Raw genomic sequence first — 13,803 nt, forward strand, 5'->3', positions numbered from 1 at the left:
AACGCCGTCCTTCGCTATTTCGTGACGTTGATTACAGGCCGATCGGCCACCGTGTCGAGGACATATCCCCGAACGCACACGGACCTATCCTTGATGCCAATCCGAACACAAAGACAAGGAAAGGAGGTCCGACCGATGAGCGGAAGAACCCCATACGTGTTCAACATCCAGCACTTCTCCACGCACGACGGCCCCGGAGTACGCACCACAGTGTTCTTCAAAGGCTGCCCGCTGCGCTGCGAATGGTGCCACAATCCGGAAAGCCAGCTGTTCACGCCGGAGATCATGACCGACAAGGACGGCAAGATCGAACACATCGGCAAACAGTACACCATCGACGAACTCATGAAGGACGTGCTCAAGGATCACATGATCTACGACCAGTCCGGCGGCGGCGTCACACTGTCCGGCGGCGAGGTGCTGGCCATGGATCACGACTACATCATGGAATTCGTGCGACGGCTTGACGAACAGGAGATCAGCATCGGCATCGACACATGCGGCGTGGCGGCCAGCAAAACCGTCGAAGAGATGTGCGATTACGCCGATTTCTTCCTCTACGATCTCAAATTCATCGACAACGATCTGCACAAGCGGTACACGGGCGGCTCGAACCACCTGGTGCTCAAGAACCTGAAGATCCTCGCGGAGAACAACGCGCGCATCTTCCTGCGACTCATCATGCTGCCCGGCATCAACACCGGCAAGGACATGATCGAACGCACCATGCTGTGGCTGCGCACGAACCACATCCCCGTCGAACAGGTCGACATCCTGCCCTACCACAAGTTCGGCATGGACAAGTACGCCAAACTCGGGCGCAAGGCGATCTACTTCGAGGTGCCGAAGGACGAGCAGATGGAGGAGATCAAGACCGAGATCGAAAAGTTCTACGACAACGTGACCATCGGAGGATGACGCCGGCGGGCGGGAGCAGCAAACGAAAAGCACGGCCGTGTCTCGTACCCATAGGCGATCACCATGGCGAACCAGGCGGGCATAGGCACTCGCCGTCACCTCGTCCAGCATGTTGCCGAACTGTAACATGAAAACGTCGCACGACACATAGAACGGTTCCGTACCGCGCTATGATGACGGCAACGATCCGATGAAACGACCGGGCACGACCCGGCACGGACCAACGGACCAACACATAACCTGACAAACAGCAGACAATCACAACGAAAGGGGGCACGGATGATCACCACGACTGACCAGCGCAACGAGCGCGACGATTTCAGCGGCCACGGATGCAAATTCCAGTCCGTGCGCTCCGACGCATGTTCCGGAAACGGCAACGTGCTGTACTCGCGCAAGCGCAGCAAGGCGCATCCCGGCGCACGCAGCGGGGCTGAAACCATTCTCAAATAGGCGTGATCCGTGCGACGAGGCGCGACACGATCCTCACTTCCCATGGCATTCGGACGATTCAACCGAAATCAACAACTGAAATCAGCAATCCGAATGATCCGAATGCACTCCGGCACAGTACGTATGCAGTACACGTTACGTATGCAGTGCACGTATTGAATACGACGATTCTGATCGGCAATCCCGTCTGAGCGGTTTCAGTCCTTTGAGGTCCCTTGAGGCTCTCAGGGCTCCAGTTCTCAGACCCCTCGGTCGTCCGTCAAGATCCACCGCATCACACGAGCCGCATACGTCTTCCGCCGATCCTCGATACTCACCAACCAGCAATGCTCATTCTCACGAAGGGGAATCCATCATGACCACCGCAACCATCACGCCGACCGACACCGTCACCGGCATCGACTGGAACGAAAAGCGCGGCTCCACCATGCGCACCAAGCGTCTGCGCGAGCTGAGCGAAACCACGCATCCGAGCATCTCGCTCGAACGAGCCCTCATCGAAACCGACGTCTACAAGCAGTACGAGGGAAAGGTGCCCACGCCCGTACTGCGCGGCCTGTTCTTCAAGACGCTCATGGAGCAGCGCACGCTGTACCTGGGCGACGACGAGCTGATCGTCGGCGAGAAGGGCGTGGGACCGCAGTCCGCTCCCACGTTCCCGGAACTGTGCTGCCACAGCCTCCAGGACTTCGACAACATGAACAACCGCGAGCACGTTTCCTTCTCCGTCACCGAAGAACAGAAGGAGATCCAGCGCGATGTCATCATCCCGTTCTGGCAGGAGCGCGCCACCATGACTAAGATGATGGACGCGCTGCCCGAATCCTGGCACCTGCTGTTCGAGGGCGGCATGTTCACCGAATTCATGGCCCAGCGCGGACCGGGCCACACCGTGGCCGACGGCAAGATCTACCACACCGGATACCTCGACTTCATGAAGCGCATCGACGACGAGCTCGCCGCCATCGACTACAACAACGACATGGAAGCCGAACACAAGGAGGCCGAGCTCAAGGGTATGCGACTGGTGTGCGAGGGCATGATCATTCTCGGCCAGCGCTACGCCGCGCTCGCACGCGAGAAGGCCGCCGAATGCGACGACCCGGTGCGACGCGAGGAGCTCGAGCAGATCGCCGCGGTGTGCGACTGGGTGCCCGCCCACGCGCCGCGTACCTTCCGCGAGGCCATCCAGATGTACTGGTTCACCCACATCGGCGTGACCAGCGAGATGAACAACTGGGACTCCTACTCCCCCGGCAAGTTCGACCAGCACCTCGAGCCCTTCTACAACAAGGAGATCGCCGACGGTACGCTCACCCGAGAACAGGCGCGCGAATACCTTGAGTGCCTGTGGGTGAAGTTCAACAACCAGCCGGCACCGCCGAAGGTGGGCATCACGCTCAAGGAGTCCGCCACCTACACCGACTTCTGCAACTTCAACACCGGAGCCCTGCGCCCGGACGGCACCTGCGGCGTGAGCGACGTGAGCTACCTGATCCTCGAAGTCATGGACGAGATGAAGCTGCTGCAGCCGAGCTCCAACGTGCAGATCAGCCGCAAGACCCCGGAGCACTTCCTGCACGAGGCCGTGAAGATCAGCCGCAAGGGATGGGGACAGCCGGCGTTCTACAACTCCGACGCCATCATCCAGGAGCTGCTGAACATGGGCAAGTCGCTCGACGACGCCCGCGAATCCGGCATCGCTTCCGGCTGCGTGGAGACCGGCACCGCCGGCAAGGAAGCGTACGTGCTCACCGGCTACCTCAACGTTCCGAAGGTGCTCGAACTGGTGATGTACCGCGGCTACGACCACTACACCAACAAGAAGATCGGCATCGACTGCGGCGACCCGCGCGACTTCGCCAGCTTCGACGAGCTGTACGCCGCGTTCGAGAAGGAGCTCAAGTACGTCACCGATATCAAGGTGGCCGGCAACAACTTCATCGAGCGTCTGTTCATGGACACCATGCCGGTGCCGCTGCTGTCCGTGATCACCGACGACTGCATCGCCAAGGCCAAGGACTACAACTGCGGCGGCGCTCGCTACAACACGAGCTACATCCAGTGCGTGGGCATGGGCACGATCACCGACTCGCTGACCGTGTTCAAGAAGCAGGTGTTCGAGGACAAGCGCTTCTCCATGGGCGAGGTGCTCGACGCCTGCGAGGCCGACTTCAAGGGCTATGACGACATGTTCGATCAGGTGTTCAACCACACTCCGAAGTACGGCAACGACGACGACTACGCCGATGACGTGCTGCGCTCGGTGTCCGAGTCCCTGCAGAAGATCGTGGCCGGTCGTCCGACTCCGAAGGGCTCCAAGACCATCGTGGAGTTCCTGCCGACCACCTGCCACGTGTACTTCGGCCAAACCATGATCGCCTCCCCGAACGGCCGTCACGAGCACATCGCACTGCCCGACGGCATCGCCCCGGAGAAGGGCGCGGATGTCAACGGCCCGACCGCAGTGATCCGCTCCGCGGCGAAGATGGACCAGCTCAAGACCGGTGGCGCGCTGCTCAACCAGAAGTTCACGCCGCAGGTGGTGGCTGGAAAGAAGGGCATCCTCGGCATGAGCGCCCTGATCCGCAGCTACTTCGCCATGGACGGACACCACATCCAGTTCAACGTGATCGACCGCGCCACGCTGATCGATGCGCAGAAGCACCCGGAGCAGTACAAGGACCTGATTGTCCGCGTGGCCGGTTATTCCGACTACTTCAACAACCTGGACAAGGCCCTGCAGGACGAGATCATCGCCCGCACCGAGCAGTCCCTGTGACGCACCACCGGCATTCAGGATCGGCACCGAGCTGAGATAAGCATCAGGTGCTGCAACTTCATGTTGTACGCCGTGTAAAGTGCCGGAATCAACTCGTAACCAGTTCCGGCACTTCTCAGGCCAGAAGAGACAGCCGAATGAAGACGATAGCTTCACACGCGAAACAGCACCGTCTTCATTCGGCTGTTTCTTTTCTCGTAAAGGCAAGAAACAAGAAAGGAGAAGACGACATACCCAAGTCCAAGTCCCAGATCAGGGCATGGCACAAGGCTCCCCAAGGAAGATCCCAATCCGAATCGAAAGTGCGACTTCCGGCAACGACCTGCCATAGCACAGGCGATCACGAAGGCTTGAAGGCGGAACAAATCCATGCGGTTTCGGATAAGTCACTAGGCTATTCGGCAATCCAATTAGGAAAAAACAACCGCAACAACCGCAATTCTTCGCAGCAATACCATATTCATTCGGCTTTTACCTATTGAGAACTGATCAATCTGCGAGTTCTGTGCGGATTCCGCGTCGTGCAGACACCAATCTGCGAGTTCTGTGCGGACAATTCTTAATATTTGAAGTACGAACCTTGAAATTCCAACGCTCATACTTCAAATATCACTCTTACAACGCACAGAACTCCGAGATTGGTGTCTGCAACATTAAGAAATCCGCACAGAACTCGAAGATTGCCTGCTAAATCCCCTAGCGTTCAGGTTCAACTCCAGTGATTCCGAGAATTTACCCACCACCTTGCCACCGGAGCAAGCACCCGCTCTTGACTACACCTACCGGCATGTTCCCAGACATCGACGCCATCGACCAGTCGCAGCATTGCAGTTCGGCGTACCGCCTTCTTTTCCGCCTTCCTTTACCCTTATGCTTTGTGAACATGCCATAAGGTCCACAAGGCAGCCATATCTCCTACGAACGCACCCCATATCTCCATAGACGCCCATCAGCCAGCTGCTCCAAGCTCCGGTATTTCAGTGGAACGGGCTTCCTCGTCACCTGTTCGACACGACTTGCTACCCTTTGGGCCAATCTCCCCTTGGCTTCCTCATCACGTAAATCCTCATGAAACACCGTGATGATCATCCAACCCTGTTGTTCCAAAGATTCCCTGCGCCGACTGTCTTCCTTCCAGGAATATCGATGGTGTTCCCCGTCATATTCAATCCCGATCCTCCATTGCGGGTACGCCATATCCAGATATCGAGTCTCCCCGTTGACTTTGACCGGATAGTTCACTTCCGGACAGGGCAATCCGAATTGCATTGGCACCAATCGGGTCCGAGTCTCCCACGAAGAATCCGTTCCTTCCTTAGCGAGTCGGAGTGCTTGCAGACAACGCTTCTTGCCACGAAACCGCCCTGCGGATTCCAGTTCGCGAACCAGATACTCCAAGGTAAGACGACGGAGCCTCCCATCACGACGCATCAGCGCATCAGTCAGAACCACCAACTCCTCCAAGGACAAAATGGCAGCATAATGCATCCATACATCCGCAAGCGCCACACAACGAAACCGACGTTCCACCAAAACCGTGGAGAACGGCCTCGAATAGCAATGCCAGCGAACTCCTCGCAACTCATGCCGTTCACGGGTATTACGCACCGCAACATGACACATGGTCTTGTTCAGAGTTTGTTCTTGAGGAAGCTCCACGGCTTGCAGCTCAAGCGATGTGCACAAGTCAAAGACCAGCTCATCTTTCGTGCGCTTGGCAGTATCCTCGCATGCCTGCATTCTGCCATATTTTATGGCGGTCAAATTCTTCAACGATAAGGATTCTGTGCTCATATCCTGCACGCTACTGGTCCTGCAGATGCACTGCCAATGCATCCATGCAATGTGAGCGAACAGACACCCCTTGAAGTAAACGGAATGAACTTCGAGTCTTACATTCTATTACGATGCAATCCGCTCCGTCTTCCGTTCACTCCAACATGGAACCTGACAGGACTCAGCCTCCGGCAACCCAGCCCAGCCCGTCCACGCCCCCCATTCGCCACCTCACAACACCCAGCCCGAGAATCACACCAGGAAGCCGCGGGGGTAGATGTCGGTGGCGTCGAGCTCGAAGGTGCTCACACCGGTGATGAACGCCTTGCCGGTGATCTGCGGCACGATGGCGTCATGCCCGGCCACCGTGGTGCGCGAGGCCGCGCATCCGAGGAACTTCGACCCGGTGATGGACTCGAACACGCGGGTCTCGCCAATGCTCATATCGCCGCGCGCCACCAGGGCCGCGAGCTTGGCACTGGTGCCCGTGCCGCATGGGGAGCGATCCACCTGCCGCCCGCCGAACACCACGCCATTGCGGTAATGCCCGGTTTCGGCATCGAACTGCCCGAATTCGACCAGATCCACGCCGCTGATGTCCACGAGCGGATGCCGCACATCGATCTGCTCCCGTGCCGCGCGAAGAATGGCCATGCCAACGTCGGCGATCTCCTGGGAGTGCGCGGCCTCGATGTCATATCCGAGTCCAAGCGAATCGAAGTCAACGAGCGCGAAGAAGCTCCCGCCGAACGAGATGGTGGCATCCACGTCCCGCACGGGGATCCCGGGTTCATCCACATGAATCGTCACGGAATCCATGGCCACGAATGCCGGCACATTGGTGAGCGTGGCATTCTCCACCTGGTGACCCCGCACGTGCACGGTCACGGTGATCAGCCCCGCCGGGGTGTCGAGATGCACGTCGATGTCATCGTCGGCGATCTCGGCAAACGAGTCGTATCGCCCGGTCACCAGCCCGGATTCCACGGCGAACGTGGACACACCGATCGAACCATGCCCGCACATGTTGAGGTATCCGCCCGAGTCGGTGAACACCGCGCCCAGATCGGCGTCCGGACGGGTGGGCTTGAACAGGATCGCCCCGAACATGTCACGATGCCCGCGAGGTTCGAGCATGAGGATTCGTCGCACGTCGTCGTACTGGTTGATGAGCTTGTCCCGCACCGCGATGGCGCTGGGTTCCGCGTCGACGACGGACAGTCCGCTGACCAGAATGCGCGTGGGCTCGCCCTGCGTGTGCGATTCGACGGTCACCAGCCGCGGGCTGTCCCGGAACATGGTGTCGTTGAGCACCGCCTGCGCTGCGGCAAGGGTGCGGGTGTGGAAATTGGATGGGGCTTGTATGGTACCGGCCACGTTCATGATGCATCTCCTCGGGATTTGGAATCACGCTGATCACGCTTCATTGCGTGCCGAAGGATCGATGCACAGGCTTACGATCAGCCAGTCGCTGCGGTCAACCGGCAACCAACCGTTGCGGCTAGTCGCCAATCAACCGCCAGCCACCCGCCAGCCGCCATGCAACAGCCAGCCACCCGCCCAAGGATCTCAGATGCGCCGCACGAATCGCGACAGCACCTCCGCCACGATCCTCGTGGGCTCCCCCACGAGCGGCTGTGACCCCTGATGCAGGCACCAGTCATAGAGCATCGATCGTTCCGCCATCGCATAGAAGCGGACGATGTCGTGCGTGGAATAGTCCCGCGTGATTTCCCCACTCTCCTGCCCGCGGGCGAACAGCCTGCGGTGGATGGCGAAATAGAAGCGGTCCTGATTCACCAGTGACCGGTCTCCACGCTCGTTGAGCTGCGACGCCAGCTGGGCGCTGAGCAGTTCGACCGGCACATGCTGTTCGATCCATCCGAACATCTGCACGTTGAGATACCGCACCTGTTCGGCAACCGTCCCCTCCGGATCGAGCGTGGCGTCGAGTTCGCGATACTTCTCGTCGAACACGTCGCTCAGCGTCCCCAACAACGCCGACTTCCCCTGGAAATGGTGGTAGAACGTGCCTTTGGCTATGCCGGCCTTCTCGATGATGTCATCGATCGTGGTCTTCTCGTAGCCCTTCTCCTTGAACAGTTCCCAAGAGGCATCGATTATGCTGCTTCGTGCGTCTCGTACCATGGACTGGTTCCGCCTTTCATATCAGGTCCCGTATGGAGAAGTGACTCCATCATAGAACCGTATAGTTTGGACGTGTTCCGCGTCATCTGCACGAGTCCGCACGCGCCCGCACGCGTCGGATATTGGTTGGAACGGATGGATCTATTGCGAATCTATTGCGTAGTGAAAGGCCGGTGCGGCATCGGTCGGTTCCGACGTCGCACCGGCTGTCGCCCGGCCTGCGACTGTGGCTTTCGCGGCCGGACGAGTCCTGATTCCGTCACTTGTCGGTTCGGTCCGTCAGCTGGTCTGTCGGTTCGGTCCGTCAGACCAGACCGTCAGACGTTGTGACGGTATTCGTAGGGCAGCGCCTTCATCTGGCCGAAGTGGTCGAACTCCTCCATGGCGTTGAGTGTGTCCTTGAGGATGCCCATCTGCATCTGGGGGTTGTTCGGCTCGCCCGCGTTGGACCCGATCGGCACGAGCGGCGCGGTGATGCGCGGCGCTCCCTGCTGTCGTGCGATCGGCGGCAGTGCCGCGATGATGCAGGTGCTCATGCCGGCCGCCTCGCAGCAGCGTAGCACCAGCGTGCAGGATCGGTGGCAGGTGCCGCAGCCGCCGGTGGCGAGCACGATGTCGGCGCCTTCGGCCTTGAGCTTCTTGGCGATCTCCGGCCCGGTGACGTGTTCGAACTTGTCGACGTTGCCGCCGCCGCCCATGAATCCGAAGAACGTGGGCACCAGCGATCCGATGAATCCCTCCTTGACGAGTTCGCGCAGTCGGTCGATCGGCAGCATGGCGTTGACGTCCTTGTTGATGTCGGAGTTGTCGAATCCGCCGTGGGTCACCATGAGCTGGTCGGACGGGGTGTCGGACGGGATCTCGCGGTAGCTCCAGTCGCCGGCGGTGTTGAACGGCGTCTGGTCCTTCTTGTGGATGCCGCCGGAGGTGATGAAGGCGACCTTGCATTCGCTCAGCGGTTTGGTGAGCGGGGTCCAGACCGGCTTGGGTGTCCAGGGAACGTAGATTTCGGACTTGAGTCCCTTGGCGGTGGTCAGTTTGAATGCGGTAGGCATGATGTACTCCTTGGTTTCGGATGTGATGAATGATTACGCGGATACGGCCGGTCGGGGTCGGATGGCCCCGGCGTCAGATGACGTTGACGTAGCTGAGGTAGAACTCGCACTCCTGTCCGACCGCGAGCGGCTTGTCCGTGTAGATGAGCCGCAGCGGCAGCGAGAGTACGCCCATGCGCCCGTTGACGCCGATGCGTACGCCGACTTCGGTGACTTCCTTGATGACTCCTTTGAGCAGGAGTGGCTTGAGTTCCACCTGCATGCTGTGTCCTCCGTTCGGTTTGCGATTGCGATCCGTACCGGCTCAGATGCCGTTCCGGCTACTTGACGAGCTTCTTGTTGGCTTCGATCACGGCCTCGTCCCACTTGTGCTCCGGGGGCTCGATCGGGATGCCGGCCATCTTGGTCTTGAGCATGAGGATCGCGCGGGCGGCGTCGTCGGGCGTGGTGGTGTTGTCGGCGAGGATCTCGTTCTCGAATCCTTCCGGGTCCTTGTTGAGTTCGATCATCGCGTCCATGTACTTGTTGCCGACGACCAGCTGTCCCTGGTAGGCGGCGAAGGTGACGCCCACGACCGGCACTCCGCGCGAGCCGATGGCCGCGATGTTCTCGGAGAAGTCGATGTGGTTGTTGCCGAATCCTTCGGTGGTGATGATCGCGCCGTCCACCTCCATGGCCTCGATGAGCGCGCCGAGTCGTTCGGAGACGAAGGTCTTCTCGTCGTTGACCTGCGGGGATCCGATGAACACCACGCCGGTCAGGTCGAGTTCCTCATCGGTCTGCAACGCTTCGACGAGCGGCTCGCGGAAGAAGTGCCTGGTGATCTCCTTGGTGGCGGGGCCGATGCAGGCGAGCGCGTGGATGCCGCCGTCGAGCACTTCGTTCGGGCTGAGCACCACGGGCACGTTGCCGAGGTCGACGTTCTTCTGTCCGCCCTTGACACCGCAGGGTTCGGTGGGGACGAGCAGGTTGTCGTGCATGGCTCCCTGACCCATGATCTCCTTGACCAGCACCACGCGCGGACGGTCGGCGCGCCTGACGTCCTTGAAGGTCTCCTCCTTGATCGGCTTGACGCCGTCGAGGTTCTTGATGGCCTCGCGGCAGGCGTGCACGATCACGTCGCAGGCACTGTGTGCGGCGAACGGTCCACGGCGTTCCATGCCGGTGCCCTTTTCGATCTTCACGTCCACGCGGATCATGATGTCGTCGGCGTCGGGGCAGCCCGGGCGGCCGTAGCGGATCTTCTCGTCCATGTAGCCTTCGCAGGAGCCGAATTCGTGCACCTGTACGCCGGCCTCGTCCATGCCGGTGAGCACGAACACCGCGCCGGAGAGCACGTTGGTCACGCCTTCGCCGAGCTTGCCTTCGGCCTTGGCGGCCACGGGGATCACGTCCATGATGGTGTTGGAGTAGACGTGGCGGTCGGCGGGGTTGATCACGGTCATCTCCACGTCCTTGACCAGCGGGTCCGCCTTCTTGGCGGCGTCGACGAGGGCCTCATCCACGGTGAGCACGCCGTCGGCGTAGGAGGTTTCGCTGCCGATCACCACCTTGGTGACCGGGTAGTCCTTCTTGACGAGGGTGCGCAGCACGCGGTCCGCGGGAACGTCCTCAGCTGCGGGAGCCGGTTCCGCCGCCACGGGTGCGGGAACGGGCGCAGGCGCTGCAGCTGCGGCGACCGTTCCGCCCGCCGGGAAGACCAGGTCGAGTCCTTCGGCCTTGTCGAGGTGCAGGTGCACGTAGCCGGCGGCCGCAGCGGGAACGGCCGGTGCCGCCGGAACGGGAACGTCGGGTGCGGCACAGCACGAGCATGTGTCCGGTCCGCTTTCATCAGCGCTGGGCTCGGCCTCGTCAGCGGCCTCGTCAGCCGGCTCGTCGGTGTCGGCCGGCACTTCCTTGACGCCGTCGAGCAGGTCGGGCGTCAGCTGGGTCAGGGCCTCGCCGTCGTTGATCAGCGTGGCGCCGAGTGCCTGCTGGATGGTCAGGCCGCCTTCCTTGAGGGTCATGAGGTTCGAGTCGACGAGGTCGGGGAAGATCGTGGGGTCCTCGAAATCGGCGGCGCTGAGCACGGTGCCCGCGGGGCGGCGGCAGCACAGCACGGCCGGATCGTTGAGGTGGGCTTCAAGCGTTTCCTGGGAGAGAGACATTGCTGGTCCTTTCTGTGGTTCTGTGATTCTGTGGGTTACGGTTCGGTTCAGTTCGATTCGATTCGGGTTCCGTATTGCCTTACGCGGCCTTGACGGTCTTGCGGAAGGCTCGGATGATCGGTTCGTCTCCGGCGCGCATGAACGCATCGGTGGCGTGATGCACGCGCATGCCGAGTTTCGGTGCCACCTGCATCACGGTGTTGGAGCAGTCCGTGCAGTGGGAGATCAGTACGCTTTGCGCACCCTCCTTCTTGAGGGCGATGATGTTCTGCGCCTGCCCGGGGCAGATGCCTGGGTTGCGGCACTTGAGTCGCCCGTTGGGCAGACGGCAGGCGTTCTTGCACAGGCGGACGTCGACCAGCGCGGCGCCTTTGGCGGCCACGATCGCGCGGAGTCGGTCCTCGCTGGCACCACATGCGCAGACGATGATGCCCATGGGTCCGGCGTCGGCAAGTTCTGGACCGGCGATGATGATGCCGCCGGAGGTCTTGGAGATCGTGTCGTCGAGGGTGCCAAGATGGCCCATGTACGGTCCGCCGATCATGATCTGTTCGTCGTCGGTCGGCTCGTGCACATGCAGGGCGGCGAGCACGTCGCGTACGCTGGTGCCGATCGGCACGTCGTAGACGACCAGACTGATGTCGTTGTCGTATCCGCTGCCTTCGATGTGTCCCGCCACGGTGATGTCCTTGGTGGTCACGGCGAGGTTCTCCACGACGGCGTTGTGCACGCGCATGAGCGATTCGACGTTCATGACCACGGCTCCGGCCGCGCTGGGTATGGCGTCCGGCGGCAGCAATGTGCCGAGTACGTCGCGCACGATGGCGCGTTCGTCGCCCGCCGGGTAGCGGTCCTTGAGGAATACGATCTCGATGCCCGGATCGATGTCAAAGTCGTAGGCTCCCGCCGCAGCGGAGTCGAGCGCCGCCTGCAGGCTGCGCACGGCGTTGGCGTTCTTGGGCTTGATCGCCACGATGCCGCGCGAGGCCCCCACTTCGCGCATGGCGATGGTGAGTCCGGAGAGTATTTTTTCGGGGTCGGTCTCGGCCCTGGCGGTGTTGTGTTCGAGCAGCGGTTCGCATTCGGCGGCGTTGGCGATCACCGTGGTGCAGCCTTTGCCGAACTTCAGCTTTTTGAATGTCGGGAAACCGGCCCCGCCCATGCCGACCAGCCCGGATTCCTCGATCTTCTCCAGCGGAGCCGCGTCGGTGTCGATCAGCGTTGCGACCGGCACATCGGCAAACAGTTCCGTGGATCGAATGACGTGATGGAGACGTGCGGTCATGAGATCCACCCCTTTCTTCTGACGATCACGTTCTGGTCAGCATCAACTATTTATATTCAACGTTCTAGAACGTGTTCTATTTTTAAAGTATATGAATCCTTGTTACGACTGGTTTTTTGTCTGTGTTAGCACTGCATTACATGACGAAACATATAGAACATAGTCCAATAGAAAATGCAGTCTTCCCCTATGGGAAGACTGCATCGGCACAATCGAATCCGTCACCCGGCCGTCGTCGTCAACGACCAACGGCGCTGAGGAACTGCTTGGTCCGCTCGTTCACCGGATGGGCCATGATCTCCTTCGGATCACCCTCATCGATGATCGCACCGTCGGCCATCACCACCAGATGATCGCCGACGTCCCTGGCGAAGCTCATCTCATGCGTGACCACGCACATGGTCATGCCGCCCTCGGCAAGCTCCCTCATCACATTGAGCACGTCGCCGCTGACCTCGGGGTCCAGCGCGGACGTCGGCTCGTCGAACAGCATCACGGCCGGATCAAGCGCCAACGCACGGGCGATGGCCACGCGCTGCTGCTGGCCGCCGGACAGCTGCGACGGCTTGTGGTCGGCGCGGTCCTCCAGCCCCACGCGCTTGAGCAGCTCCATGGCACGCTCCTCGGCCTCCTCCTTGCTGCGGCCGAGCACATGCTGCTGGGGGAACACCACGTTCTTCAGCGCGCTCATGTGCGGGAACAGGTTGAACTGCTGGAACACCATGCCGCACTTGCGACGCAGCGCCATAAGGTCGCCCTTGGTGAGGTTTTCGGTGAAGTCCACGAACTGCCCGTCGATCATCATGTTCCCGTCGTCGGGCTGCTCCAGCAGGTTGATGCATCGCAGCAGCGTGGACTTGCCGGCGCCGGACGGGCCGATGATCGAGCACACCTCGCCGCGCTCCACACGCAACGACACCCCGTGCAGGATCGTGTTGCCGTTGTATGACTTGACCACACCACCCAGTTCGATCATGTACTTGCTGTGGTCCTCGTCCTCGGTGGAGGACACCGTTTCCGAAACCAATGATGCCAGTGTCATCGTCGTCTCCTTGTTGTCGCCGTTGTATCGTCGTTGGTCATTTGCCGGTTGCCGTGGGGCGATACGCACCTACGGAGGCCTTCGATCCCCGATCCCACCCTTAGCGGGCCGACGATCGAAGGCGACCGTCCGTTCATATCGCAGACGTCATAGCGTCATAACGCTTCGTCGGAACGTTTTGTCATAACGTGGACGTC

12 protein-coding genes are annotated in these 13,803 nt (G+C 60.5%); 4 read left to right on the forward strand and 8 right to left on the reverse strand.

Features of this window, described 5'->3' with window-relative positions; translation table 11 throughout:
- Window positions 1–135 precede the first annotated feature (135 nt).
- The 4 genes from BTIS_RS04230 (at window position 136) to BTIS_RS11670 (ending at window position 4,635) form a co-directional block, all read left to right on the forward strand.
- On the forward strand, window positions 136–918 hold the full coding sequence (locus tag BTIS_RS04230) for a radical SAM protein (RefSeq protein WP_094662932.1): 783 nt from the start codon (window positions 136–138) through the stop codon (window positions 916–918).
- Between the two features lie 279 nt (window positions 919–1,197).
- Complete coding sequence (locus BTIS_RS11845; protein ID WP_158216834.1) at window positions 1,198–1,371, forward strand: hypothetical protein; 174 nt, start codon at window positions 1,198–1,200, stop codon at window positions 1,369–1,371.
- Between the two features lie 355 nt (window positions 1,372–1,726).
- Window positions 1,727–4,153 (forward strand): trans-4-hydroxy-L-proline dehydratase, encoded by a 2,427-nt coding sequence (gene hypD / locus BTIS_RS04235; protein WP_094662934.1) that lies wholly within the window; start codon window positions 1,727–1,729, stop codon window positions 4,151–4,153.
- A 137-nt stretch (window positions 4,154–4,290) separates the two neighbouring features.
- Window positions 4,291–4,635, forward strand: a complete 345-nt coding sequence (locus tag BTIS_RS11670; RefSeq protein ID WP_143248864.1) for a hypothetical protein — start codon at window positions 4,291–4,293, stop codon at window positions 4,633–4,635.
- Between the two features lie 433 nt (window positions 4,636–5,068).
- On the opposite strand, the gene BTIS_RS04240 is transcribed toward BTIS_RS11670, so the two are convergent.
- The 8 genes from BTIS_RS04240 to BTIS_RS04275 all read right to left on the reverse strand — a co-directional run bounded on the left by BTIS_RS04240 (window position 5,069) and on the right by BTIS_RS04275 (window position 13,606).
- Window positions 5,069–5,947 carry a DUF559 domain-containing protein gene (locus BTIS_RS04240; RefSeq protein WP_158216835.1) on the reverse strand — a complete coding sequence of 293 codons (879 nt, stop codon included), beginning with the start codon at window positions 5,945–5,947 and terminating at the stop codon, window positions 5,069–5,071.
- Window positions 5,948–6,181: 234 nt separating this feature from the next.
- Window positions 6,182–7,312, reverse strand: coding sequence for a proline racemase family protein (locus BTIS_RS04245; protein WP_094662938.1), 1,131 nt, complete (start codon window positions 7,310–7,312; stop codon window positions 6,182–6,184).
- Between the two features lie 186 nt (window positions 7,313–7,498).
- A complete protein-coding gene (locus BTIS_RS04250; RefSeq protein WP_094662939.1) occupies window positions 7,499–8,077 on the reverse strand; it encodes a TetR/AcrR family transcriptional regulator in 579 nt (192 codons plus the stop codon).
- 317 nt (window positions 8,078–8,394) lie between these two features.
- Entirely contained in the window at window positions 8,395–9,132 is a 738-nt protein-coding gene (gene prdB / locus BTIS_RS04255; RefSeq protein WP_094662941.1) for a D-proline reductase (dithiol) protein PrdB, read from the reverse strand.
- 73 nt (window positions 9,133–9,205) lie between these two features.
- Window positions 9,206–9,394: a CBO2463/CBO2479 domain-containing protein gene (locus BTIS_RS04260; RefSeq protein ID WP_094662943.1), complete on the reverse strand. Its 189-nt coding sequence runs from the start codon at window positions 9,392–9,394 to the stop codon at window positions 9,206–9,208.
- Window positions 9,395–9,452: 58 nt separating this feature from the next.
- Window positions 9,453–11,279: a D-proline reductase (dithiol) proprotein PrdA gene (gene prdA, locus BTIS_RS04265; protein WP_094662945.1), complete on the reverse strand. Its 1,827-nt coding sequence runs from the start codon at window positions 11,277–11,279 to the stop codon at window positions 9,453–9,455.
- 79 nt (window positions 11,280–11,358) lie between these two features.
- On the reverse strand, window positions 11,359–12,564 hold the full coding sequence (locus BTIS_RS04270; protein ID WP_094662947.1) for a proline reductase-associated electron transfer protein PrdC: 1,206 nt from the start codon (window positions 12,562–12,564) through the stop codon (window positions 11,359–11,361).
- Between the two features lie 238 nt (window positions 12,565–12,802).
- Window positions 12,803–13,606 (reverse strand): amino acid ABC transporter ATP-binding protein, encoded by an 804-nt coding sequence (locus BTIS_RS04275; protein ID WP_275542042.1) that lies wholly within the window; start codon window positions 13,604–13,606, stop codon window positions 12,803–12,805.
- Between the last annotated feature and the right edge of the window lie 197 nt (window positions 13,607–13,803).

It is taken from the genome of Bifidobacterium tissieri (assembly GCF_002259645.1).
Classification (GTDB): domain Bacteria; phylum Actinomycetota; class Actinomycetes; order Actinomycetales; family Bifidobacteriaceae; genus Galliscardovia; species Galliscardovia tissieri.